24 protein-coding genes are annotated in these 24,106 nt (G+C 70.6%); 11 read left to right on the forward strand and 13 right to left on the reverse strand.

What is annotated here, in order from left to right; genetic code table 11:
- Window positions 1-130: 130 nt before the first annotated feature.
- The 3 genes from O4N75_RS18435 to O4N75_RS18445 all read right to left on the reverse strand — a co-directional run bounded on the left by O4N75_RS18435 (window position 131) and on the right by O4N75_RS18445 (window position 2,028).
- On the reverse strand, window positions 131-565 hold the full coding sequence (locus tag O4N75_RS18435) for a DJ-1/PfpI family protein (protein ID WP_269626901.1): 435 nt from the start codon (window positions 563-565) through the stop codon (window positions 131-133).
- Complete coding sequence (locus O4N75_RS18440; protein WP_269626902.1) at window positions 562-708, reverse strand: hypothetical protein; 147 nt, start codon at window positions 706-708, stop codon at window positions 562-564. The genes O4N75_RS18435 and O4N75_RS18440 overlap by 4 nt, the downstream gene beginning before the upstream one ends.
- A 72-nt stretch (window positions 709-780) precedes the next feature.
- Complete coding sequence (locus O4N75_RS18445; protein ID WP_269626903.1) at window positions 781-2,028, reverse strand: Xaa-Pro peptidase family protein; 1,248 nt, start codon at window positions 2,026-2,028, stop codon at window positions 781-783.
- A gap of 142 nt (window positions 2,029-2,170) precedes the next feature.
- Between O4N75_RS18445 and O4N75_RS18450 the strand changes: the two genes are divergently transcribed.
- From O4N75_RS18450 to O4N75_RS18465, 4 genes are all read left to right on the forward strand, one after another.
- The gene (locus O4N75_RS18450) at window positions 2,171-2,935 is read left to right on the forward strand and encodes a methyltransferase (protein ID WP_269626904.1); all 765 of its coding nucleotides are present in this window, start codon (window positions 2,171-2,173) and stop codon (window positions 2,933-2,935) included.
- Between the two features lie 119 nt (window positions 2,936-3,054).
- Window positions 3,055-3,861 carry a chorismate mutase gene (locus O4N75_RS18455; protein ID WP_269626905.1) on the forward strand — a complete coding sequence of 269 codons (807 nt, stop codon included), beginning with the start codon at window positions 3,055-3,057 and terminating at the stop codon, window positions 3,859-3,861.
- A gap of 45 nt (window positions 3,862-3,906) precedes the next feature.
- Entirely contained in the window at window positions 3,907-5,037 is a 1,131-nt protein-coding gene (gene hisC, locus O4N75_RS18460; protein ID WP_269626906.1) for a histidinol-phosphate transaminase, read from the forward strand.
- Entirely contained in the window at window positions 5,034-5,963 is a 930-nt protein-coding gene (locus tag O4N75_RS18465) for a prephenate/arogenate dehydrogenase family protein (RefSeq protein WP_269626907.1), read from the forward strand. Before hisC ends, O4N75_RS18465 begins: the two co-directional genes overlap by 4 nt.
- A 149-nt stretch (window positions 5,964-6,112) precedes the next feature.
- Here the strand turns inward: O4N75_RS18465 and O4N75_RS18470 are convergent, their stop codons facing one another.
- A complete protein-coding gene (locus O4N75_RS18470; protein ID WP_269626908.1) occupies window positions 6,113-8,143 on the reverse strand; it encodes an elongation factor G in 2,031 nt (676 codons plus the stop codon).
- A 123-nt stretch (window positions 8,144-8,266) separates the two neighbouring features.
- Between O4N75_RS18470 and O4N75_RS18475 the strand changes: the two genes are divergently transcribed.
- A complete protein-coding gene (locus O4N75_RS18475) occupies window positions 8,267-8,599 on the forward strand; it encodes an SMR family transporter (protein ID WP_269626909.1) in 333 nt (110 codons plus the stop codon).
- A gap of 3 nt (window positions 8,600-8,602) precedes the next feature.
- On the opposite strand, the gene O4N75_RS18480 is transcribed toward O4N75_RS18475, so the two are convergent.
- The 4 genes from O4N75_RS18480 to O4N75_RS18495 all read right to left on the reverse strand — a co-directional run bounded on the left by O4N75_RS18480 (window position 8,603) and on the right by O4N75_RS18495 (window position 11,254).
- On the reverse strand, window positions 8,603-9,067 hold the full coding sequence (locus O4N75_RS18480; RefSeq protein ID WP_269626910.1) for an SRPBCC family protein: 465 nt from the start codon (window positions 9,065-9,067) through the stop codon (window positions 8,603-8,605).
- The gene (locus O4N75_RS18485; RefSeq protein ID WP_269626911.1) at window positions 9,064-9,405 is read right to left on the reverse strand and encodes a metalloregulator ArsR/SmtB family transcription factor; all 342 of its coding nucleotides are present in this window, start codon (window positions 9,403-9,405) and stop codon (window positions 9,064-9,066) included. Before O4N75_RS18485 ends, O4N75_RS18480 begins: the two co-directional genes overlap by 4 nt.
- Window positions 9,402-10,070 (reverse strand): glutathione S-transferase family protein, encoded by a 669-nt coding sequence (locus O4N75_RS18490; protein ID WP_269626912.1) that lies wholly within the window; start codon window positions 10,068-10,070, stop codon window positions 9,402-9,404. The genes O4N75_RS18485 and O4N75_RS18490 overlap by 4 nt, the downstream gene beginning before the upstream one ends.
- Before the next feature lie 248 nt (window positions 10,071-10,318).
- Complete coding sequence (locus O4N75_RS18495) at window positions 10,319-11,254, reverse strand: prolyl oligopeptidase family serine peptidase (RefSeq protein ID WP_269626913.1); 936 nt, start codon at window positions 11,252-11,254, stop codon at window positions 10,319-10,321.
- 145 nt (window positions 11,255-11,399) lie between these two features.
- Here O4N75_RS18495 and O4N75_RS18500 point away from each other — a divergent pair, with 145 nt between their 5' ends.
- The 3 genes from O4N75_RS18500 (at window position 11,400) to O4N75_RS18510 (ending at window position 14,529) form a co-directional block, all read left to right on the forward strand.
- Window positions 11,400-12,164 carry a LytTR family DNA-binding domain-containing protein gene (locus tag O4N75_RS18500; RefSeq protein ID WP_269626914.1) on the forward strand — a complete coding sequence of 255 codons (765 nt, stop codon included), beginning with the start codon at window positions 11,400-11,402 and terminating at the stop codon, window positions 12,162-12,164.
- A gap of 82 nt (window positions 12,165-12,246) precedes the next feature.
- Window positions 12,247-13,680 (forward strand): serine hydrolase domain-containing protein, encoded by a 1,434-nt coding sequence (locus O4N75_RS18505; RefSeq protein WP_269626915.1) that lies wholly within the window; start codon window positions 12,247-12,249, stop codon window positions 13,678-13,680.
- Between the two features lie 411 nt (window positions 13,681-14,091).
- Window positions 14,092-14,529: a DUF4145 domain-containing protein gene (locus O4N75_RS18510; protein ID WP_269626916.1), complete on the forward strand. Its 438-nt coding sequence runs from the start codon at window positions 14,092-14,094 to the stop codon at window positions 14,527-14,529.
- Window positions 14,530-14,602: 73 nt separating this feature from the next.
- On the opposite strand, the gene O4N75_RS18515 is transcribed toward O4N75_RS18510, so the two are convergent.
- Together O4N75_RS18515 and O4N75_RS18520 are read right to left on the reverse strand one after the other, a co-directional pair.
- Window positions 14,603-17,419, reverse strand: a complete 2,817-nt coding sequence (locus O4N75_RS18515; RefSeq protein WP_269626917.1) for an ATP-dependent DNA helicase — start codon at window positions 17,417-17,419, stop codon at window positions 14,603-14,605.
- Between the two features lie 68 nt (window positions 17,420-17,487).
- On the reverse strand, window positions 17,488-17,916 hold the full coding sequence (locus O4N75_RS18520; protein ID WP_269626918.1) for a GFA family protein: 429 nt from the start codon (window positions 17,914-17,916) through the stop codon (window positions 17,488-17,490).
- Window positions 17,917-18,068: 152 nt separating this feature from the next.
- Here O4N75_RS18520 and O4N75_RS18525 point away from each other — a divergent pair, with 152 nt between their 5' ends.
- Genes O4N75_RS18525 through pdeM form a run of 3 tightly spaced genes read left to right on the forward strand, consistent with a single transcriptional unit; the run spans window position 18,069 to window position 21,895 of the window.
- Complete coding sequence (locus O4N75_RS18525) at window positions 18,069-18,656, forward strand: hypothetical protein (RefSeq protein ID WP_269626919.1); 588 nt, start codon at window positions 18,069-18,071, stop codon at window positions 18,654-18,656.
- A gap of 42 nt (window positions 18,657-18,698) precedes the next feature.
- Window positions 18,699-21,170 carry a ligase-associated DNA damage response DEXH box helicase gene (locus O4N75_RS18530; RefSeq protein WP_269626920.1) on the forward strand — a complete coding sequence of 824 codons (2,472 nt, stop codon included), beginning with the start codon at window positions 18,699-18,701 and terminating at the stop codon, window positions 21,168-21,170.
- Window positions 21,167-21,895, forward strand: a complete 729-nt coding sequence (gene pdeM / locus O4N75_RS18535) for a ligase-associated DNA damage response endonuclease PdeM (protein ID WP_269626921.1) — start codon at window positions 21,167-21,169, stop codon at window positions 21,893-21,895. The genes O4N75_RS18530 and pdeM overlap by 4 nt, the downstream gene beginning before the upstream one ends.
- 36 nt (window positions 21,896-21,931) lie before the next feature.
- Here pdeM and O4N75_RS18540 read toward each other — a convergent pair whose 3' ends face one another.
- Genes O4N75_RS18540 through O4N75_RS18550 form a run of 3 tightly spaced genes read right to left on the reverse strand, consistent with a single transcriptional unit; the run spans window position 21,932 to window position 24,106 of the window.
- Complete coding sequence (locus O4N75_RS18540; RefSeq protein WP_269626922.1) at window positions 21,932-22,399, reverse strand: DUF3429 domain-containing protein; 468 nt, start codon at window positions 22,397-22,399, stop codon at window positions 21,932-21,934.
- Between the two features lie 4 nt (window positions 22,400-22,403).
- Entirely contained in the window at window positions 22,404-23,186 is a 783-nt protein-coding gene (locus O4N75_RS18545) for a TIGR02186 family protein (RefSeq protein WP_269626923.1), read from the reverse strand.
- The gene (locus O4N75_RS18550; RefSeq protein WP_183772806.1) at window positions 23,186-24,106 is read right to left on the reverse strand and encodes a sulfite exporter TauE/SafE family protein; all 921 of its coding nucleotides are present in this window, start codon (window positions 24,104-24,106) and stop codon (window positions 23,186-23,188) included. The genes O4N75_RS18545 and O4N75_RS18550 overlap by 1 nt, the downstream gene beginning before the upstream one ends.

A 24,106-nucleotide genomic window follows, 5' to 3' on the forward strand; every position in this document is an offset into this window, starting at 1 on the left:
CCGGGACCCATGAACACCGGATGGATCAGAACTCGGCTCGGCCGGGGCCCCATCACCCCTTCCTGCGCGAATGGGTCCCGGACAAGCCCTGCGGGCTTTCCGGGATGACAGCAGGTGCGCTGGCGAACGCCTACCCCGCCAGCTCCGCCGCGCACATCTCCCGGAACTGCGCCAGGCTCTCGGCCCGCTCGGGATGCAGCGCCCCCAGCACCTCGATCGTGAAGGTGACCGGCGCCGAGCCCGCCGCCGTCACCAGCGTGCCGTCGCGCACCGCCGCGGGCGTGTCGACATAGAGGTCCCAGGCGCGATAGCCCGGCGTGTAGTGGCGCATGAAGTCGAGGGCGTTCGAGGTATGCCGCCGGCTGTCCAGCAGGCCGGCCCGCGCCGCCGCCACCGTCCCGGCGCAGATCGCCCCCACCACCTTGCCGGCCGCGTCGGCGGCCTGCAGCACCGAGGCGATGTCGGGCGCGTCGTCGCCGGTCCAGCCGTCCGAGCCGATCACCACCAGCGCGTCATAGGCCTCGGGCTGCAGGTTCTCGATGGCCGCGCCCGGATCGATGGTCATGCCGCCCATCGAGGTGACCGGCCGCCCCCCGGCGTATGGAACGAGGTCGCCCCGTCGAAATAGGTTCGCGCCGCGGCGCTCAGCTGCGCGTGCTCCCAGTCGGCGAAGTTGTCGATGACGATGAAGGCGATGTGCTTGCCCATGGCGATACTCCAGACGCGCGATGACGAAACGCATCATCGCCGCTTCCGGCGCCAGAACCTGTCAGCAGGATGTCAGCCCATCGGCCGATCGATCGAGGTCGGCGGCGTCGAAAACCAGCGCGCCCCCTGCTCGGTCATATAGAGGCAGTCCTCCAGCCGCACCCCGAACCGGCCGGGCAGATAGAGTCCCGGCTCGTTGGACAGGCACATGCCCGGCGCCAGCCTCGTCGCCTCGCCGCGAACGAAGTTGATCGGCTCGTGGCCGTCCAGGCCGATGCCATGCCCGGTCCGGTGCGACAGCCCCGGCAGGCCGTAGTCCGGTCCATAGCCCAGGCTCTCGTAGTGGCGCCGCACCGCATCGTCGACGGCGCCGGCGGCGACGCCGACCTGGGCGGTCTCGAAGGCGATCTGCTGGCCGCGCGCCACCTCGCTCCAGACCTTGCGCTGGGCGCCGGTCGGCTCGCCGAACACGAAGGTCCGCGAGATGTCGGATTGATAGCCCTCGACCGTGCAGCCGCAGTCCATCAGCACGATCTCGCCCTCGCGCACGACCTGCGGCTTCTCCGAGCCATGCGGCAGGGCCGCGCCCTCGCCGACCAGCACCATCGCGAACTCCGGCGTCCCGCCCAGCGCGCGGGTGGCCTTGTTCATGATCGCCCCGACCTCGGCCTGGGTCATGCCGCGTTCGACCTTGCCGTGGGTGTAGCGGTAGGCCGCGACCGTCACGTCGGCGGCCAGCTGCATCAGCGCCAGCTCGGCGGGCGACTTGATCATCCGGCAGCCGCGCACGACGTCGGCGCCGGAAACGAAGGTCGCATCGGGCAGCCGCCGCGCCAGGCCGTCATGGACGAAGAAGCGGACCGTCTCCTCGACCCCGATCCTGCCGGCCGCCAGCTTGCGGGCCTTCAGCCAGTCGGCGACGACCAGGGCCGGATCCTCATCCTCCTGCCAGACCCGCACCTGCGCCGGGACCGCCAGGGTCTCGCGCACCGACGGCTCCTCGAAGTGCGGCGTGACGATCAGCGTCTCGCCCTCGACCGGGATGATCGCGGCGGTCACCCGCTCGCTGCGCCACCAGCGCACGCCGGTGAAATAGGTCAGCGAGGAACCGGCCTCGACCACCAGCGCCGACAGCCCCTGCGCCTTCATCAGCCGCTGGGCCTTGGCCATCCGCGCCAGGCGTTCCTGCGGCGAGATCGGGGCCGCCCCGCCGGTGATCTTCGCCAGCCCATCGACCTGCGCCGCCGCAGCGCCGCCGAGGCTCAGCGCCAGCCCGGCGCCCGCCGCCCCGGCCAGGAAGTTCCGTCGATCCAGACCCATGCCCATCCCCCCTTTGGGCGAGGCGCCCGTCACCCCGCTCGCCTATCTGAGCCGAGCCGCCGGCCGGCTCAAATCGATAACAACGATATTCCAGAACCGCCCTTGCACAGCTAGCCTGCCGCCAAAAGGAGAGGCGTCCCCCATGACCCAGCGCACCAGCATCCTCGCCCTCGTGCTCGCCGCCGGCCTGGCGGCTTCCGCCCTGGCGACCTCGGCCTTCGCCGCGCCTCCGGCCAACATCGCCGCGGCCCTGGCCGACCCGGCCCGTCCGGCCGCCGACGTGGCCCGCGATGCGACCCGCAAGCCCGGGGACCTGCTGGCCCTGGCCGACATCAAGACCGGCGACAAGGTGGCCGACTTCGTGATCGGCGGCGGCTACTTCACCCGCGTCCTGTCAGCCGCCGTCGGGCCGACCGGCCACGTCTACGCCTACCAGCCCGCCGAGTTCATCAAGTTCCAGGCGTCCTACGGCGAAAACCTCAAGAAGGTGGCGGATGCCTACAAGAACGTCACCCCGCTCGACGCCAGCTTCCAGCAGCTCGACCTGCCCGACGGCCTCGACGCCATCGTCACCGTCCAGAACTATCACGACCTCTACCTGAAGCCGTTCCCGTCCGGGATGGCCGCCAAGGTCGACGCCGAACTCTTCAAGTCGCTGAAGCCCGGCGGCGTGCTGCTGGTGGTCGACCACGCCGCCGTGCCCGGCTCGGGCATCAGCGCCGCCGACAGCCTGCACCGCATCGACCCCGAGGCGGTGAAGAGCGACCTGAAGGCCGCCGGCTTCGTGCTGGAGAGCGAAAGCCCGCTGCTGGCCGACGCCGCCGATCCCCACACCGCCAGCGTCTTCGACCCGGCCATCCGCGGCAAGACCGACCAGTTCGTCCTGGTGTTCCGCAAGCCCCGCTAGCCGCCCGCGCCGCCTTGCGCGGCAACAGGTATCTGGTGCAACTTTTTTGCGGCGAAGGGGCCTATTGCGCCTTCGCCTGCGATGACCTATGCGCCGAACCTTCGTTTTCGGGGGAAAGTATGGCCAAGGCCGATCCCAAGTCCGCTCCGCCCACCCTCGAGGCCGTGCGCGCGCGCATCGACGCGATCGACGCCCAGCTGCTGGCCCTGGTCGACGAGCGTGCGGGCCTGGCCGTCGAGGTCGCCGCCGCCAAGGCCGCGGCGGGCGATGCGGATAAGTTCGCCCTGCGCCCCGGCCGCGAGGCCCAGCTCATCCGCAGCCTGCTCGAGCGGCCGCGCAACGCCGCCCGCCCCAGCCTCGTCGTGCGCATCTGGCGCGAACTGATCGGCGACAGCCTCTCGCGCCAGGGCCCGTTCCACATCAGCGTCTTCGGCGGCCGCGATCCTGGCCGCGCGGTCGAGGGCGCGCGCCTGCGTTTCGGCGCGGCCGCCTCGCTGCGCCAGGTCGCCCGCCCCGAGGACGCCATCGCCGGCGCCAAGACCCTCGGCGGCGTCGCGGTGCTGGCCCTGTCGTGCGACACCCCCTGGTGGGGCCGCCTGCTGGCCGAGCCGAAGCTGAAAGTGTTCGCCGCCCTGCCGTGCCTGTCGGCCTGGGGCCCGAACACCGCCCTGGCCGTCGCCGACGTCGAGGTCGAACCCACCGGCGCGGACCTCACCTACTGGGTCACCGACGCCGGCGGCACGGCCCAGGCCATCGAGGGTGCGCTCGGCCGCGACGGCGTCGCCGGCGACCTGATCGCCGAAGCCGGCGGCTTGAAGCTGTTCGCGCTGATGGGCTTCTACCAGCCGGGCGACGAGCGGCTGGCCCGCGCCCCCGGCCGCCTGACCGGCGTCATCGGGGCTGCGCCGGCGCCGATCGACGTGTAAGACGGCGCTCCCCTCCATCGCCGCCGAGCTCCTGCCGCCGAAGCCATGCCCGACACCGTTCTCGACCGCGCCTCCGCCCCGCGCCCGACGCCCAAGCCAGGCATCCTCGATATCGCCCCCTACGTGCCGGGCAAGTCGAAGGTCGAAGGGGTCGAGCATCCGCTGAAGCTGTCGGCCAACGAGAACATCCTCGGCTCCAGCCCCGCGGCGCGCGAGGCGTTCTCCACCGCCTTCGACCAGCTGCAGATGTACCCGGACGGGCGCGCGACCATCCTGCGCGAGGCGTTGTCTGCGACCTACGGCCTGGAGCCCGAGCGCCTGCTGTTCGGCTGCGGCTCGGACGAAATCTTCCAGCTGCTGAACCAGACCTTCCTCGAACCGGGCGACAACATCGTCCAGGGCGAGTTCGGTTTCGGCGCCTACGCCATCGGCGCGCGCGCCTGCCAGGCGGAAGTGCGCATGGCCCCCGAGCCCGACTACCGCATCGACGTCGACGAGCTGCTTAAGCTGGTCGATGCGCGCACCCGCATCGTCTTCGTCGCCAATCCAGCCAACCCGACCGGCACCTGGAATTCGGGCGCCGAGATCCGCCGCCTGCACGCGGCCCTGCCGCCCAGCGTCGTCCTCTGCCTGGACGGCGCCTATGCCGAATTCTGCGACGACCCGGCCTATGAGGACGGCATGTCGATGGTGCGCGAGTTCGAGAACGTCGTCGTCACCCGCACCTTCTCCAAGCTGCACGGCCTGGCCGCGCTGCGGGTCGGCTGGGCCTACATGCCGCCGGAAATGGCCGCCGCCGTCGACCGCATCCGCCTGCCGTTCAACGTCAACATCCCGGCCCAGCTCGCCGCGGTCGCCGCCCTCGGCGACGATGACTTCCAGCGCCGCTCGCTCGACCTCGTGAACCGCTGGCGCCCCTGGCTGGCCCAACAGCTCGGCGGCCTCGGTCTTGAGCCCTTGCCCTCGGCCGCCAACTTCGTGCTGGTCGGCTTCCCGACCACGCCCGGCAAGACCGCCAAGGAGGCCGACGCCTTCCTCAGCGCCCGGGGCCTGATCACCCGCAATGTCGCCGGCTACGGCCTGCCCAATCACCTGCGCATCACCATCGGCCTCGAGGAACACAACCGCGCCGTGGTCGAGGCCTTGCGCGAATTTCTGAACGGAGCCGGCGCATGAGCGTGATCTACCCGCGCATGGCGGTGATCGGCTGCGGCCTGATCGGCTCGTCGGTGATCCGCGCGGCCCGCGAGGCCGGCGCCGTCGGCCACGTCTTTGTCGCCGACGCCAGCGAGGCGCACCGCGCCCGCATCGCCGAGCTCGGCTACGCCGACGAGGTCACCGGCGACATCGCGCAGGCGGTCAGGGACGCCGACCTGGTGGTCCTGGCCGTCCCGGTGCTGGCGATGGGAGAGGCCGCCGCCGCAGCGGCCGCGGCGCTCAAGCCCGGCGCCACGGTCACCGACGTCGGCTCGGTCAAGGGCAGCGTCGCCGACGCCATGGCCAAGGCTCTGCCCGCTGACGTCTTCGTCGTCCCCGGTCACCCGATCGCCGGCACCGAGCATTCGGGCCCCGACGCCGGTCTCGCCGAGCTGTTCCAGAACCGCTGGGTGATCCTCACGCCCCAGCCGCGCGCGGACGAGGCCTACATCGAGGCGACCGGCCGCTTGGCCGAGTTCTGGCGCGCGCTCGGCGCCAATGTCGAACAGATGGACGCCGGCCACCACGACCTGGTGCTGGCCGTCACCAGCCACCTGCCGCACCTGATCGCCTACAACATCGTCGGCACGGCCGCCGACATGGAGGAGGTCACCCAGGCCGAGGTGATGAAGTACTCGGCCGGCGGCTTCCGCGACTTCACCCGCATCGCCGCGTCCGACCCGACCATGTGGCGCGACGTCTTCGTGGCCAACAAGGACGCGGTGCTCGAAATCCTCGGCCGCTTCACCGAGGACCTCCAGGCCCTGTCGCGCGCCATCCGCTGGGGCGAGTCCGACAAGCTCTACGACCTCTTCACCCGCACCCGCGAAATCCGCCGCGGCATCATCGCCGCCGGCCAGGAAAGCGCCGAACCCAACTTCGGCCGCGACCGCGGCAAGCATTGACTCAAGCTGTCATCCCCGTTTGCGCAGCAAGACCGGGACCCATGAACACCAGATGGCTGAGGTGCTGACTCAGCCGAGCCTCATTCCGCCAACGCGGCGCGAATGGGTCCCGGACAGGCGCTCCGCGCCTTCCTGGATGACGCCATTTGTTAAGCCACGTGCTGCTCGCCCTTCGCCACTTGCTCGGCCAGCTTGCCGGGCAGTTCGGCCATGTGGTCGAACTGCGCGGTGAACTCGCCCAGCCCCTGGGTCAGGCCGCGCAGTTCCTGGATCAGGTCCTGACGCTCGGCCCTGGGCAGGCAGACCTCGATCTCGTCCCAGCCGCTCCAGCCCTCGCGCGGCGCGAAGCCGAGGATCTGGCCGCGCCGCGCCGACACCGCCTGGGTGATCTTCGAGGTCGAGGCCTGCGGCGCGTGGATGATCAGCTTCTCGACCGGCTCCAGCAGATAGGGCGCGGCGGCCCGCAGGCCCTCGCTCATCGCCAGCCGTCCGGCCGCCCGGAAGCTCATCTCCGAGGAGTCGACGCTGTGGTACGAGCCGTCGACCAGCACCACCTCGACGTCGGTCACCGGGAACCCGAAGGCGCCGCGCTCCATGGCGTCGCGCACGCCCTGCTCGACCGAGGGAATCCACTGCTTGGGCACCACCCCTCCGGTGATCTTCTGCGAGAACGAAAAGCCCTCGCCCCGCGCCCGCGGCCTGATCTCCAGCACCACGTCGCCGAATTGGCCGTGGCCGCCGGTCTGCTTCTTGTGCCGCCCGCGCTGGGTGACCGGTTTGCGCAGGGATTCCTGGTAGGAGACCTTCGGCCGCCCGGTCGCCGCCTCGACCCCGAACCTGCGCTTCAGCCGCTCCAGCAGCACATGCAGATGCGCCTCGCCGCGGCCGGAGACGATGGTCTCCTGGGTCGCCGGATCCTGGGCGACGACGATGGCCGGATCCTCCTCGGCCAGCTTGTTCAGCGCCGCCGACAGCCGCACGTCGTCCTTGCGGTCCTTGGCCGAGATCGACATCGAGTAGAGCGTCGCCGGCGGGAACGCCGGCTGCGCCAGGCTGCGGGCCTTGGCGTCCATCGAGGCGACCATGCCCGGCATCGCCGCCTCCAGCTTGCCGATCGCGACCACCTCGCCTTCGAGCGCCTTGTCGGTCTTCTTGCCGCTTGGCGAGGAGAAGGTGACCAGCCCGCCCGCCCGCGCCTTGTCGCCGCCGCTCAGCGTCAGCTCCTGGCCGTCGGCCAGTTCGCCCTGCATCACCCGGCCATAAGCGATCTTGCCCGCCTGGCCGGCGTAGGAGGTCTTGAAAATGTAGGTGCAGGGCCCGTCCAGTCCCATGCGTGCGGCCGCCGCCACCACGTCCGGCGTTTCGTGCCGCAGCGCCTTCAGCAGCCGCCGCACGCCGAACCCGTTCAGCGCCGAGCCGAAGAACACCGGGGTGATCAGCCCCTGGGCGAGGTCCGCCGCCAGGTCGGCGAACACCGCGTCCTGGTCGGGGCTCAGGTCCGACAGAAGTTGCTCCATCAGCGTATCGTCGAAATCGGCCAGCTGCTCCAGCATGTGGAACCGCGCATCGGCCTCGGCCGCCGCGACCTCGCCGGTCAGGTCGATCTGCTGGCTCGGCTGGCCCGGCCGGTAGACGAAGGCCCGCTCCAGCGCCAGGTCGACGAACCCGGTCACGTGCTCCTTCTCGACCAGCGGGATCTGCCGCGCGACCAGCCGGTTTCCCGAGGCCGGGGCCATCGCGGCCATCAGCTCGTCCAGCCCGCCGCGCGCCTGATCGATCTTGTTGACGAACACCGCATGCGGCGTCCGCCGCGCCTCCAGCTCCTTGAAGATCGGCTGCAGCAGATGGGCGCGCGCGGGGTTCGGGTCGGCGACGATGATCGCCAGGTCGACCGCCGGCAGCACGAAGTCCTCGGTCCCCGAGAACTCCGGCGATCCGGGACAGTCGATCACCGCATAGCGGTCGCCCATGAACTCGAAGCCCGCCACATTGAATTCAATGGTTTGCCCGCGGGCGCGCGCCTCCGGGCTGGCGTCGCCGACGCTGGCCGAGCCGACCTCGCCCTGGCGCGGGATCGCGCCGGCCGCGAACAGCATGGCTTCCATGAGGCTAGTCTTACCGGCTCCCGCCGCGCCGACGAGGGCGATGGCGCGTGCGGCGCCGGAACCTGGTCTGCCCATCCTATGGGCCCTCCCAACTGGAGGCGCCCGCCTCTTGGGAGCGGGCGCTCGTGACCCCGACCGGCTATATGCTTCCACCCGCTTGGCGATCTGCACAAGCGCCGAGTTCGATGAGGAGCAGGGATGAACGGATACGCTTGGCTGGGCCTGGCCATCGTTGCGGAGGTGATCGCCACCAGCGCGCTGAAGGCGTCCGACAGTTTCACCCAGCTGGTCCCGTCGCTGATCACCGCAGTCGGCTACGGCGTCGCCTTCTACTGCCTGTCGCACTCGATGAAGACGGTGCCGGTCGGGATCGGCTACGCGATCTGGTCGGGCGTCGGCATCGTGCTGATCACCATCATCGCCTGGGTGCTGTTCAAGCAGCGGCTCGATCCGCCGGCCATGGTCGGCATGGGCCTGATCCTCGCCGGCGTGCTGGTGATCAACGTCTTCTCCAAGAGCTCGGCCCACTGATCCTCAGTGGGCGCCGCCCGCCTCGACCTCCAGCGCCAGCCGCTCGATCCCCTCGCGGGTGCCGTGGATGCGGTCCTCCAGGTCGTCGTGGCCGTCGAAATAGGCCAGCTGCTCGGTCATCCGCATGAAGGTCGCCTCGCCCTCGCCGGTGAACTCGACGGTCACCAGCGAGGCCGACAGCCGCCGGCCGCCGATCTCGACGTCGTAGGCGAAGACGATCCGCGCATCCTGCACGATGTCGAAGAACACCTTCTCGACCCGCTGGCTAACCCCGCTTGGCAGCTGCGCGCGATAGCTCTCGCGCCCGCCGGGCCGGAAGTCCATTGTCAGCTCGGTCTCGCCCTCGTCGACGTGGCAGTCCGACCAGCGCTTCTTGGCCTCCAGGTCGGCCCAGGCCCCGAACACCGCCGCCGGCGGGGCGGCGAACCGGCGCTCGATCACGAAACTGGTGTGGCTCGCCGAGGTCATCGGTCGTCTCTGCTCTTGGTCTGCGCCAGATAGGCGTCCAGCCGGTCGAACTGCGCGTTCCAGGCCCGCTTGCGCTGCGCCACCCAGGCCTCCAGCCCGGCGAAGGCGTCCGGCGCCAGGCGATAGGTCCGCACCCGCCCGGCCTTCTGCGAGGAGACCATGCCGCTCGCCTCCAGCACCGCCAGATGCTTCATCACCGACGGCAGCGCCAGGGTCGTCGGCGCCGCCAGCTCGCTGGCCGAGGCCGGGCCGCTGGCCAGCCGGTCGATCATCGCCCGCCGCCCCGGATCGGCCAGCGCCGTGAACACCCGGTCCAACCCCTCGCCGCCCCCGTTCACGCCTCCTCCAGGAAGCGCGCCGGCATCAGCTCGCGATAGGGGAAGTAGTCGAAGAACGGTTGCGCCTCGGCCAGCGTCCGCGCCACCGACGGCCGCGCAATCAGCCGCTCGAAATAGGCCCCCAGCTCGCCCCGCTCCTCGCCCCACGGCTCAACGATCCCGGCATAGAACAGCGCAGGGCTCGCCGCGCAGTCGGCCAGGCTGAAGGCCTCGCCCGCCGCCCAGGTCCGTCCGGCCATATGCCCGTCGATCAGGCCATAGGCCATCTGCAGCATGTCGCGGGCGTTCTCGACCCCGCGCGGGTCCTTCTCGCCGTCGGCCCGCATCCGGTCGGCAACGATCTTCTGCATCGGCGTCATCACGTACTGGTCGAACAATCGGTCCCACAGCCGCGCCTCCAGCCGCGCCTCAGGATCGGCCGGCAGCATCGGCGGGCCCGGATAGCGGGTGTCGAGATACTCCAGTTGGATGCTGGTCTCCGGCACCACCCGCTTGCCGTCGACCAGCAGCGGGATCTTCGCGGTCGGCCACAGCGCCGCGAACTCGCCCGCCGTCTGCGAAAGGTCGACCACCCGCGCCTCGAACGGCGTGCCGCGCTCATAGAGCCCGATCAGCACCTTGTGGCAGTAGGACGACAGCGGATGGAAGTGCAGCACCAGGCTCATCGGCTCGGCTCCAATTAGTTTCCGCACTAGCTAACTATCTGAGACCGCGCCTGGCAAGAAAAAGTTTCCGTAAAAGCTAAGTGTTACACCCCCGCTGTCATCCCGGTTTCGGCGCAGCCGAAGACCGGGACCCATAGACACCGGATGGACCAGGCCCCGGCTCGGCCGCGCCCCATTCTCCCGCTCCAGCGCGAATGGGTCCCGGACAAGCGCTGACGCGCCTTCCGGGATGACACCTCCGCCGGCCCTCAAAGCCGCGTCTTCAGGAACCGCACCACCTCCGCATTGAACCGCTCGTGAAACTTCGCCCGGTCGAACCCCGGGGTCGGCGCGCACACCGCCGGCGCGGCGGCCGCCAGCTGCGGCGTGCAGGGCCGCAGGAAGTCGAAATGCCCCGCCCCTTCGACCTGATGGAACTCCGGCGCGGTCGGCAGCGCCGCGCGGACCGGCTCGACATACCACGGCGCCGGCAGCACCTGGTCGCCGCCCGCCTGCCAGAGCTGGACCGGCTGCTTCACCCCGGCCAGACCCTCGCGGGTGAACGCAAAGCCCAGGGCGGGCGCTGCGACCACCGCCGCCTTGATCCGCGTATCGCGGGTCCATGCCGGGCTGCCTTCCGCCACCGGCCGCGCCGCGATCAGCCGGCAGTCATAGAAACCCGGGTTCGCCTGGCAGTGCTCGCCGATGCGCGAGACGTCCGCCTGCCCGCCCGCCGCCGTCAGCACGGTGAAGCCGCCGGCCGAGAACCCGAACGCGCCGACCCGCTGCGGATCGATCGCGACGCGCCCGGCCCAGCCGGTCAGCATGTAGTCGATCAGCACCGACAGCTGCCGCGGTCGGCCGGCCACGTCGGTGGCCCGGCTCTGGTCGCGCCAGTTGTCGCCGGTGTGCGTCAGCGCCGCGACCACGAAGCCGGCGGCGGCCAGGGCCTGGGCCGTGTCCTCATGGCTGCGGAAGTCGCCGCCGTTGCCGTGCGAGATCACCACCAGCGGCAGGCCGCGCCCTCCGCCGGGCGGCGTCCACACCCCCGCCTCGATCGCCAGCCCGTCGCCGTCGGGCACGGTCAGTCGCGAGAACGCCGCCGCGTCGGCGGGCCTCGTCGTGACCGCCGGCGCCTGCATTGGGGCGGCTTCCGGCGCAGCGGAGGCCAGGGCGAGGGCGGCGATCAGGGACAGCAGAGGCATGGGCGAGAACTCTCGAAGGGTACGTTGGGGGCCCAGCGATGCCTCCGATCTCGCCCTGCGCCAGTGGTTCTGCGTGAACGGGCGAACGGGTTCGCGGCCGGGCGACCCGGCTGCGGCTGCGGCCCTCCTTTGCTAGGGTCAGCCTATGGAATCGGCGGGCGGCGATCGGGCGAAATGGCGGACGGCGGCGACAGGCTTCGCCGCGGCGACCGCGCTCGGTCTCGTCCTCGGCGCCATCGGGCCGTTCGGCAGCTACCTCAACGACTCAGCGCCCGTGCGCATGGCCTACTGGGTCGCCAACCTTTGGGTCGGCTGGCTGGCCTTCGGGTTCAGCCTGCCGCGCCTCTCGGCCTGGGCCGCCCAGCGCGGCGTCCCGCTCTGGCTCTGGACGCCGCCGGCGGTCGCCCTGCTGGCCGCGCTCCCCGCCGTGGTCAGCCGCACCCTGGCCCTGCGTCTCTGGCCGGTCGTCGGTCAGGTCCATTGGCTCGAATGGTACGCCCAATGCCTGCTGATCAGCGCCTTGATCACCGCCGCCGTGCTCTGGGCGACCCGCCCGCGCGCCGCAGCCGGCGGACCGAACCCGGCCTCGGCCGACCCGCGCGAGCGCCTGCCGCCGCAACTGGGCCGCACGGTGCTCTGCCTGCAGATGGAGGACCACTACGTCCGCGTGCACACGCCCCAGGGCTCGGCCCTGGTGCTGATGTCGCTCTCCCAGGCGATGGAGGGCCTCAAGGACCTCGAAGGCGCCCAGACCCACCGCTCCTGGTGGGTCGCCCGCTCGGCCATTACAGGCGTCGTCGAGGACGGCCGCAACCTGCGTCTGAACCTCAAGGGCGGCCTGCAGGCCCCCGTCTCCCGCGCCCGCGTCGGCCGCCTGCGCGAAGACGGCTGGCTCGCGGGCGGCCAGTAGCCCGATACGCGACGGCGGCGCCGTTGACGCGCTCGCCCCAGCATTGCAACGATCCAGCTTCACCACCAAAACTGGAGACCTCATGCGGGGCCCTGCGATCGTCCTGGCCGCCACTCTCGCCGCCTCGGCGAGCTCTGCTGCGCCCGCGCCCGGCCAGGCGCAAGCCGACAGCTTCGCCCGGCTCTATGTCGATGCGGTCAACAGCGACGCGGGCTTCGAGCGCTTCATGCTGCGCGACGCCGAGCCCGTACCCCGCGAGGCGATTCAAGGCTTTTTCAAAGACCAACGCTGGATCAGCGGCGGCGGCGTCGATCTGATCGGCGCCCGGATGCGGCCGGGCGATCCGCGGCTGGTCGAGATCGCAGTGCGCAACCGCATCTATGGCGGCGTGCAGGGCGTCGAGCTGAGGCTCGACTCCGCCGCGACCCCGCGCGTCGCGGCCTTCGAGCCCACCCCGGCCCCGGCCTGGGCCCTCCCGCGGGCCAAGCCTCTGAGTCAGGCCGAATTCACGGCCCGGGCCTCGGGGCTGATCGACAAGGGCTGCGCGGCCGGCGTGTTCTCCGGCGCCGTCCTGATCGCCGCCGGCGAGAAGGTGCTGGTCGAGAAGGCCTGCGGCGAAGCCAGCCGCCGCTACCATGTCGCCAACACCACCTCGACCCGCTTCAACATCGGCTCGATGGACAAGATGTTCACGGTCGTGGCGGCGATGCAGCTGGTCGAGGCCGGCAAGCTCTCGCCGGACGCCACGCTCGACCGCTACCTCGACGCATCCTGGCTGGCGCCCGAGATCGCCCGCCAGGTCACCGTCTGGCAACTCATGACCCACACCAGCGGCCTGGTCCCGGACGTCGCCGATGAACTCGACACCAAGCCCCGCTTCCGCCTGCGCGAACTGGACCATTTCAAGCCGCTGGTCCGCGACTCGCGGCTCGCAACCAAGCCCGGCGAGACGTTCAACTACAGCAACACCGGCATGTTGCTGCTCGGCGCGGTGATCGCCCAGGCGTCGGGCGAGGACTACTACGCCTATGTCCAGCGCCACATCTTCGCGCCGGCCGGCATGACCGCGACCGCCAGCGACCTCATCGACGATCCGGTCGAGAATATCGCCATCGGCTATACCCGTGTCCCGGGCAGCGCCTACGGCTGGCGCGAGAACTCGATCCGCATCATGCGCCGCGGCATCCCGGCCGGCGGCGGGTACTCCACCGTCGGCGACCTCCACCGCTTCGCCCTGGCGCTGCAGTCGAACAAGCTGATCTCCCAGGCGTCCCTGCAACGCCTGTGGGCTGACGAAGATCGCGACAACTACGCCGCCGGGTTCGAGATCGGCCACGGCGCGGTCGGCGCCGCCGCCGGCCACTCCGGCCTCGACGCCGGCGTCAGCACCCGCATGCGGCTCTACCTGGATCGCGGCTACGTCGCCGTGCTGCTCGCCAACATCGACCGCGCCGCGCCGCCGCTGCTCGACGCCATCGAGGGCGAACTGGTCCGCGCGCCCACAGCGGCGCGATAACCTCCACCGTGTCATCCCGGTTTGCGCAGCAAGATCGCCGGATGGATCAGATCTCAGCCCGGCCGCGCCCCGCGAGCGTCCCCAGACAAGCGCTACACGCTTGCCGGACACCAAAGCCATGACGTCGTTCCCGCGTTGGCGAATGGCTGGCGGACGCGTCGAGGTCCTTTAGGATTATAAGATCGGCTCGAAGGAGATTCGTTCGTGGGGTTAATTCAACGCGACTGCCCGCACTGCCTTACGGCGCGTGTCGCCTTTAGCATTCCATACAGTTACTCCCGCAACGCCGAACAACATGAATTTGGCGCGATTGGCGTCTGCGCCGGCTGTCACAAGCCAATCTCATTTTTGGCCTCGAATAGAGTCAACGGCCTGTCACCCCAGCAGTTCAGCGGGAACATTGAGCCGACCATGAGTGTGCTTGATGTGTGGCCTTGCACGATCGCTTCCGAGGCTCCCCCGCACACTCCGCCAGCGGTCGCCAAGCGTTTCGTCGAGGGGGAAGACGCTTACCTGCGAGGCAGCTGGAACGCGGCCGTGGCGATGTATCGGTCTGCCCTCGACATTGCCACGAAGGCGGTGGATGGAATTCCGCGGGGAACTTTCTATGCCCGCCTGCAATGGTTGCACGAGCACCGGCTCATCACGCCCGACATGAAAGACTGGGCAGACCATGTCCGGGTCGAGGGCAACGATGCGCTTCACGATCCCGACGAGTTCACTGAGGATGACGCCAAGCCTCTTCGCCTCTTCAGCGAGATGTTCCTGCGCTACATGTTCGAATTGCCGGGGGAGGTCGCGGCGTTCCGCGGACGTACGGCTGAGGTTGCGGAGACCGCGGCGCAGTAAGGGTCAAGCGCATTGGCCTGAACCTTGGGGATCAGCCTGCTCTGATGGGGCAGGCGTCGCCTAAGCAGTATCCCTACTCGGCCGGGTCCGTCTCCACCCCCGGCCCCAGGAACTCCGTCACCGCCTCGATGACCTCGACCAGGCCCAGCCGGTCGACGCGCACGCCTTCGGGCAGGCCGGAGAACAGCCGCGTCGGGGCGGCGGCGTCCAGCATCACGAACACGCCCTTGTCGTCGGCGCGGCGGATCAGCCGGCCGAAGGCTTGGCTGATACGGGCGCGGGCGACGTTGTCGTCATAGACCTTGCCGCCGAACCGGGCGCGGCGGGCCTTGTGCAGGATGTCGGGCCGCGGCCACGGCACCCGGTCGAAAGCCAGCAGCCGCAGCGAACGGCCGGGCACGTCGACCCCGTCGCGCACCGCATCGGTGCCCAACAGGCAGGAGTCTTCCTCAGCCCGGAAGATGTCGACCAGCGCGCCGACCTCCAGCGGATCGACGTGCTGGGCGTAGAGCGCCAGCCCCTTGTCGGCCAACGGCGCGGCGATCCGCTCGTGCACCGCGCGCAGCCGCCGGATGGCGGTGAACAGGCCCAAGCCCCCGCCGCCGGCCGCCAGGAACAACTCGCGCATCGCCGCGGCCACCTGGCGCGGGTCGTCGCGGCCGATGTCGGTGACCACATAGGCCCGGGCGTTGGCGGCATAGTCGAACGGCGAGGCCAGCTTCAGGGTCTTGGGCCGGTCGGGCAGCCGCGCGGCGCCCGTGCGCATCTCGGCCAGGGCGAACGGGTCGTCCAGGGTCGGGTCGGTCAGAGTGGCGCTGGTCACCAGCACCCCATGCGCCGGAGCGATGACCGCGTTGGTCAGCGGTTCGGTCGGGTCGACCCAGTGGCGGCGGCAGGCGGCGTCCACCACCCGACCATAGAGGAACGTCGCGTCGAACCAGTCGACGAAGTCCGGGTCGTCCTCGGCGTCCTCGTCGATCGCCCTCAGCATCGAGCGCCAGGCCGGCAGCAGCATGCGGCAACGGCGGTCCAGGCCGCGCAGCGCCCCTTCGAACTGGCCGCGGTCGCTGGTGACGATCTGGCTGGCCTCTTCGTCCAGCAGATCTTCCAGGTGCCGCGCCAGGGCCAGCAGCGGAGCCTCGATCTTGGCCAGCGCCGCGGCGGCCTCGCGGGCGGTGGCCCGCACCAGGTCCAGGGCCGGGCGGGCGGCGCACTCCATGCCGACGTCGGACGGCGCGGCCCGCGCCCGCAGCTGTTCGATCACCGCCACCAGGAAGGACTCGATCGGCCCGATCGGGTTGACCTCGCCGTTCGGCGGCGCGATCCGACCCGACCAGCCCTCGCCCGGCAGGGCGGCGGCGGCCTGGATGGCCGAGATCAGCGCCTCGCGCGCATCCTCGCGGTCGCCCAGCATGTCCATCAGCCGCGCTTCCAGCCCGCGGCCGCGACGACCGCGGCCTTCCGGCCCGCGGATCCAGCGGCGCAGCTCGGCGGTCTCCTGCCCCGACAGCGCCGCGGCGAAGGCCGCGTCCGCGGCGTCGAACAGGTGGTGGCCCTCGTCGAAGACGATGCGCTTGAGCTGGGTGGTCTCGCCGTCGGCCTTGGAGCCGCGCGCCGCACGGGCGCCGTCGAACGCCGCCTGGGTCAGCACCAGGGCGTGGTTGGCGATCACCAGGTCGGCCTTGCGCGAACCACGGATCGCCTTCTCGACGAAGCAGGCCCGATAATGCTGGCAGCCGGTGTGCACGCACTCGCCGCGCCGGTCGACCAGGTTGGCGGCGCTCGCCTGACCCGCGGCCGGGACCGCGAACAGGGTCGGCAGCCAGGCCGGGAAGTCGCCGCCGGTCATGTCGCCGTCGCGGGTGGCCCGCGCCCAGCGCGCGGTCAGCGCCATGCCGATCAGGTCGGCCCCGCCGAGCTGGGCGGTGTTGGCCAGGTCCTGGAAGTTCAGCAGGCAGAGGTAGTTCTCGCGCCCCTTGCGCACGACCGCCTTCTTGGCGCGCACCTTGGGGTCGGGAAAGATCGAGTGGCTCTCGCGCTCGATCTGCCGCTGCAGCGCGCGGGTGTAGGTCGAGACCCAGACCGACGGGCCGTTGGCCTCGGCCCACAGCGAGGCCGGCGCCAAATAGCCGAGGGTCTTGCCGACCCCGGTCCCAGCCTCGGCCAGCATCATCCGCGGCTCGCCCTCGCGCTCGCGCGGGGCGAAGGCGAAGGCCGCCTCCTGGGCGTACTCGGCCTGGGCCGGCCGGGTTTCATCCAGGCCCGAGCGTTGCAGCAGCTCGGCCAGCCGCTGGCCGGCGTCCTCCGGGACGACGGGCCGCGAACTGGCCTCGCCGGGCGGCGCTTGGTCCTCCCACTCGGCGATGCGGGTCCAGACGTCCATGCCCGAGGTGCGGAACTGGTTGCCGACCGGAGCCGATCGCAGGGCCGCGACCACCGAGGGCCCCCAGGCCCAGCCGGCGCGCATCATGGTCTCGGCCAGGGCCAGCGCCTCCTCGCGGCTCGGCTGCGGGCTGGCGGCGATCTCGTTCAGCAGCTGCGTGCAGGCCGCGCGCAACGCCTCGGCCTGCGCCTGCGCGCCCTTCGGTTCGGGCTGGCCCAGCGCCAGGGCCAGACCCACCGCCGACGGCGCGCAGAAGGTCGCCGGCCGGGCGAAGGCGTAGAGCTCGAGGGCGTCGAACAGCCCGGGCATCCGCGGCGGCGCATTGAGCCCCAGTCGCCGCGCCGTCATCGAGGCGTGGGCGACGAGCACCGGGCCGCGCTGCAGAAGATCACGGGCGTCGGGCGCGCGGATCGCCTGGCCGCCGGTCGCATCGGCGACGCCGCCCCGCGGCCCTGGCAACACCACCAGGGCGGGCGCAAGATCCAGACTCGGTGCCGGGGCGTTCACACCGCCTTGCTAGCGGCTTTCGGCAGGAAACGGAAAGGGAACGTTGAAAACCTGCCGATCGGCCGCATTTACTCGCCGATCGCCTCGCCGGAGCCGCCGAACTCGGCCGGGAAGTCTTTCAGTTTCGGCAGGCCATCCTTCATCCGCAGCACGGTCTCGGCATAGTTGACGTGGACGCCCGGCTCGAATTGAAGCGTCGGAATCGTCGCGGCGAACACGTCGACCAGCTTCAAGGGCGGATGATTGGCCATCAGGTGGCCGCCGCATTTGCTGCAATACTTGCGTTCGCTCATCTCGGTCTTGGCGAAGGTCGCCACGTATTCCTCGCCGGCCGTCACCTTGACCGCCGATGGCTCCCAGAGACTGAAGGCGTTGACGGGCCCGCCCGACCACGAGCGGCAGGATCTGCAATGGCAATAGCCCATGGCTGCCGGTTGGCCCGTGACCTCGATTTTCACGGCGCCGCAAAAGCACTCACCCGGATACGACTGAGACATGCTCGGCTCCTGTCAGCTTATGCGCGACGGGCGCAAGTCTACGCCCTCCGCGTGCGCCGACCACCGACTCAGGGGCGTCGCTGCGCAACCCAAACTTGACTCGAACAAACCCGGAACTTACGACTGGTTGCGCAATTCAGACGGGTGGGCACATGGGGTTCGCGCTGGACTTGGCTTCGATCGAGGGGCTCGACAAGGACGAGGCTCTGAGACGCCTGGGATATATCGACACCGGCCGGAGGACCGACCGCATCGGCCGTGACGTGGCGTGGGCCGCCACCTCCAAAGGCCGGGTTGTTCTCATCGCGCGATACGGCTGGCTCGAACCTGCTCGTCTCGCGGACCTCTCCGGGGGCGCCTCGCTGGTGGCCGGACGGTTCGAGACTCATGTCGGCGACAGCAACGCCTGGGGCTACCGCGACGGAGCCTGCGTCTGGTCGGTCCTGTACCCCGCGGAAGGCCGAGGCTTGACGGTCAAGGGCGCGCCGCCGCCGGAGTTCGCTGTGATCCGCGACCGCCTGTTGGCCGAACGCCAGGCCGAAGCCAACGAAGACGACGAGGCCGACGAAGACTTGTTCGATCTGCCCGAGGCCTTGGTCGACGCCATCGGCGGCTGGACTCCGGAAGGCGAAGGCAGCGAGGATTTGCAGTTCTTCATCGCGGCCGCGGACCGGGCCGCCGATCAGCGCTCCCCTGGCGTGATCAGTCGCTTGCTCAAGGTCTTCGGCCGTTCCCGGTAGGCGACGCTTGCGCGAAACGTAACGCGAACATCATATGGGGCGATGGCTGACGCAGCAGCGCTCCCGACCGACCTCCTGCCCGACAAGTTCGCCGCCTGGTTCGCAGACCGCGGCTGGCGCCCGCGCGCGCACCAGCTGGACATGGTCGCGCAGGCCCGGCGGGGGCGGGACGCGCTGCTGATCGCGCCGACCGGCGGCGGCAAGACCCTGGCGGGCTTCCTGCCCAGCCTGATCGAGCTCGCCGAGCGCCCGCCGGCCAATGCACCGCGCGGGATCCACACGCTCTACATCTCGCCCCTGAAGGCGCTGGCCGTCGACGTCGAGCGCAACCTGATGGCCCCGATCCTCCAGATGGGCCTGCCGATCGTCGCCGAGAGCCGCACCGGCGACACCGGAGTCTCACGCCGCCAGCGCCAGCGGGTGAAGCCGCCGGACATCCTGCTGACCACGCCCGAACAGCTGGCGCTGTTCTGCGCCTGGGAGGGCGCGCGGCTCTATTTCGAGAGCCTGTCGTGCGTAGTCCTCGACGAGATCCACACCCTGCACGGCTCCAAGCGCGGCGACCTGCTGGCGCTGGATCTTGCGCGGCTGCAGCAGTTCGCGCCGAACCTGCGCCGCGTCGGCCTCTCGGCGACGGTCGACGATCCCGACGTCATCCGCCGCTGGATGGGCTATGGCAGCGCCGCCGACACCCACGAGTCCATAGCTCTGGTCCGCGGCCCCGCCGGCGCGGCGCCGATCGTCGACATGCTGCTGTCGGAGGGCAAGGTCCCCTGGGCCGGCCACACCGCCAAGCACGCGATGGACGAGGTCTACGAGGCCATCAAGGGCGCCCGCACCGCCCTGGTCTTCGTCAACACCCGGTTCCAGGCCGAGTTCGCCTTCCAGGAGCTCTGGCGGCTGAACGAGGACAATCTCCCGATCGCCCTGCACCACGGCAGCCTGGCCGCCGAGCAGCGCCGCAAGGTCGAGGCGGCGATGGCCCGCGGCGAGCTGCGCGCCGTGGTCTGCACCTCGACCCTCGACCTCGGCATCGACTGGGGCGACGTCGACCTGGTCATCCAGCTGGCCAGCCCGAAGGGCGCCAGCCGCATGGTCCAGCGGATCGGCCGCGCCAACCACCGCCTGGACGAGCCCTCGCGCGCCCTGTTCGTGCCGGCCAACCGCTTCGAGATGCTCGAGTGCCAGGCCGCCCGCGAGGCCATCGCCGAGAACCGCTTCGACGGCGAGGCCAGCCGCGTCGGCGCGCTCGACGTGCTGGCCCAGCACGTCATGGGCTGCGCCTGTTCCGAGCCCTTCGACCTCGTGGCCCTCTACGACGAGATCACCAGCGCAGGGCCCTATCGCGACCTGCCCTGGGAAGACTTCGAGCAGGTCGTCGATTTCGTCTCCACCGGCGGCTACGCGCTGAAGACCTACGACCGCTTCCGCCGGATCGTGAAGACCCTCGACGGGCGCTGGACCGTGCGCAACGCCGAGACCGCCCAGCGCCACCGCCTCAACGTCGGGGCCATCGTCTCGCCGGCCATGCTGGCGGTGCGGATCTCGATGGGCCGCGGCCGCGCCGGCCGCAAGATCGGCGAGGTCGAGGAGGGCATGCTGGAGATGCTCGATCCCGGCGACGCCTTCGTCTTCGCCGGCCAGGTCTGGGCCCTGGTCGCGGTCACCGGGACCGAGGTCCTGGTCACCCCGGCGACCCACAAGGACCCGAAGATGCCCTCCTGGGGCGGCTCGAAGTTCGCGCTCTCGACCTTCCTGGCGAGCCGCGTGCGCGAGCTGATGTTCGACCAGGCGCACTGGACGGTGCTGCCGGCGGACGTGCGCGAATGGCTGGAAGCCCAGCGCGACCTGTCGCTGATCCCGCCGCCCGAGGAGATGCTGCTGGAGACCTTCCCGCGCGGGAAGCGGTTCTTCCTGGTGGTCTATCCGTTCGAAGGCCGCCTCGCCCACACCACGCTCGCCATGCTGCTCACCCGGCGGCTGGAGCGGCTGGGCGCCGCCCCGCTCGGCTTCGTCTGCAACGACTACGCCATGGCGATCTGGGCGCTGAAGCCGATGGACGGCCTCGATTTCGACGAGCTGTTCGGCGAGGACATGCTCGGCGACGACCTGGAGGCCTGGCTCGCCGAGAGCTTCATGATGAAGCGCGCCTTCAAGGGCTGTGCGATCATCTCCGGACTCATCGAGCGGCGCTTCCCGGGCCATGAGAAGACCGGCCGCCAGGTGACCTTTTCGACGGACCTGATCTACGACGTGCTGCGCCGCCACCAACCCGACCACCTGCTGCTGCGCTGCGCCCGCCAGGACGCCGCCACCGGCCTGATCGACGTCGCCCGCCTTGGCCAAATGCTGGCGCGGATCAAGGGCGCGATCCGCCATGCGCCCCTGGCGCACCTGTCGCCGTTCTCGGTGCCGATCCTCTTGGAGATCGGCAAGGAGCGCTCGCCCGGCGACGCCGCCGAGATGATCCTGGCCGAGGCCCAGGACGACCTGATCGCCGAGGCCATGTCGTGAGCGCGCTCGCCGCCCCCGCTCCCTACGCCTTCGCGCCCAGCCCGTGCGGCGGCCTGCGCACCGCGCTGAACGGCGCCGCCGTGACCTTGCGCCCCAGCGGCGCGCTGTGGATCGAGGCCGCGCGGACGCTGGTGGTCGCCGACCTCCACCTGGAGAAGGGCTCGGCCTACGCCATGCGCGGCCAGATGCTGCCGCCCTACGACACCCGCGACACCCTGCGCCGGCTGCAGGCCGAGGTGGTCGCCGCCCAGCCGGCCGCCGTGGTGCTGCTCGGCGACACCTTCCACGACCGCGCCTCCGAGGACCGCCTGGCCCGCGACGACGCCGAGGGCCTGCGCGCGCTGTCGGGCCTCGCCCGCCTGGTCTGGGTGGTCGGCAACCACGACGCCGAAGGCCCGCGGCGATTACCCGGCGAAGTGGTCGACGAGGTCGCGCTCGAGAGCCTGGTCCTGCGCCACGAGCCGACGCCCGGCCGCCAGGACGGCGAGGTCGCCGGCCACCTGCATCCCTGCGCCCGCGTGGTCGCCTCGCGCGGCAGCGTGCGCCGCCGCTGCTTCGTCACCGACGGCGCGCGGATGATCGTCCCGGCTTTCGGGGCCTATGCCGGCGGGCTCAGCATCCGCGACGAGGCGTTTTCAGGACTGTTCGCACGCCCGCCGCTGTGCGGAGCGTTGGGGGCCGGGCGGGTGCACGCCGTCGGCTGGCGCTCCGTCGCCGGAGACTGAGTTCAGAAGATGATCGAAGTTCGACTTCGATCAGGGCTACAGCCGCATCGCCTGTTCGAGCGCCAGGCCCAGCGACAGGCAGGCGCCGAGGGTCAGGCTGGTCATCAGCCGCGGATAGCGGGCCGGCACGTCCGGCGCGGCGTGGTCGTACAGCCACTGCAGGATGAACGCCGCCAGGAAGCCGCACAGCAGCCAGGCGGTCTCTACCGAGCCGCGGGCGAAGATCAGCGTCCAGGCCACGGTCGGCGAGACCACCGAGGTCGCCAGCCGCGTCCAGCGCGGGGTCGCCCGTCCGCTCTCCAGCCCCCAACGGATGCCGCCCAGGAACCCGAGCACGATCGCCGACCAAGTGAGCAGCACGGTCAGCGCAGGGCCGCTCATATCGGCGTCGCCATAGACATAGGTCAGGGCGGAGATCGGGAACGGCGCCAGCCCGAGCAGCGCGATCCCCCAGAGCGGGCGCGGCGCGGAGGTCTCGGCGTGCACGTGGCCGTCGGTTTCCAAGCGGTCAGTTCCTCCGGAAGGCCACCGAGGCCGCCCAGCCCGCGGCCAGGGCGATCGCCACCGAAGCCAAGCCGTACGACCATGGCCTTTGATGGGCGAACAGGTAAAGCGCCCGCTCAATACCGGCCTTCTCGACGGTCAGGCCGCGGGTCCGGCTCGACACCGGCTGTCCGTCCTGGAACAGGAAGATGTCCGCCGAATAGACCCCGATCGGCGCCCCGGTCGGCAGGTCGATCTCGGCCTTGAACAGGCCCTTGTCGACGAAGCTGACCCCGCGGGAGTCGGCGGCGTAGAGGCCGCTGGCCTCCTTCAGCCGCACCACGGCCCGTCGCCAGTCGAGATAGTCCGCCCCCAGACCGCTGACCACCACGTCGCGCACGCCGTAGCGCGTCTCGATCCGCTGCTCCATCGGCGCGTTGATCCGCAGGTGGTCGATGCCCGCCCCCAGCCGCCGCAAGGTGCTGAAGCTGGCGATTTCGTTCAGCGGACGGGTCGAGGCGGCCATGTAGAAGCCCGGCGCCCCCTCGAACACCACCGGCCGCGAATTGACCCAGACGCCGGCGATGCGGGTCTTGCGCGCCATGCGGACCGGCGCGTCGGGCCCGCGCACGATGACCACGACGTCGCTCGGCTTCTGGCTGGGATCGAGCACCGCGCCGTAGAGCACGATGCGCGCGCCGCGGAAGCTGGAGGTCACCCGGACATTGGTCGTGGTCAGCGCGGCCGAAACGGCGGCCGCCGGCGGTGTCGGAGGTAGGGATGGGGGCGGGGCGGCGTCGATCGCCATCAGCCGTTCCCCGCCATCAGCACGAAGGGCTCGGAGGGCGTGAAGAACAGACCCAGCCCCATCCGCAGGCCCACCGCCAGCACGATCAGCGCCAACAGCGCGCGCAGTTCCTCCGCGCGGAACCGCGACGAGGCCCGCGCCCCGACCTGCGCACCCAGCACGCCGCCGATCAGCAGCAGGGTGGCCAGCACGACGTCGACGGTCTGATTGCGCCCAGCCTGCAGCACGCTGGTCAGCGAGGTGGTGATGATGATCTGGAACAGGCTGGTGCCGACCACGACCCCGGCCGGCATGCGCAGGATATAGACCATCGCCGGCACCAGCACGAAGCCGCCGCCGACGCCCATGATCGCCGACAGGATACCGACGAACACGCCCAGCAGGATCGGCGGAATGACGCTGATATAGAGCCGTGAACGCGGAAACCGGACCTTGAACGGCAGGCCGTAGAGCCAGGGCGGGCGCCGGTCCTTGCGCGGCTTGGGCGCATCACCCCGGCGGCGGCGCAGGATCGAGCCCAGCGACTCCCACAGCATCAGCGCGCCGATGACGCCCAGGAAGATCAGATAGGACAGCGAGACCACGAGGTCGGCCTGGCCGAGCAGCCGCAGCCAGCGGAACACCTCGACGCCCAACAGCGACCCGACCGCGCCCCCGGCCGCCAGCACCCCGCCCATGCGGAAGTCGACCGCCTTGCGCCGCGTGTAGGAGATGACGCTGGAGGTCGAGGAGGCGGCGACGTGATTGGCCTCGCTGGCCACCGCCACCGCCGGTGGAATCCCTAGGAACACCAGCACCGGCGTCATCAGGAAGCCGCCGCCGATTCCGAACAGGCCTGAAATGAACCCCACCGCCGCGCCCAGCGCAATCAGCAGGGGCGCGTTCACCGAGACTTCCGCAATGGGGAGGTAGAAATCCAA

The sequence above is a fragment of the Phenylobacterium sp. NIBR 498073 genome (genome assembly GCF_027286305.1).
In the GTDB taxonomy this organism is placed as follows: Bacteria; Pseudomonadota; Alphaproteobacteria; order Caulobacterales; family Caulobacteraceae; genus Phenylobacterium.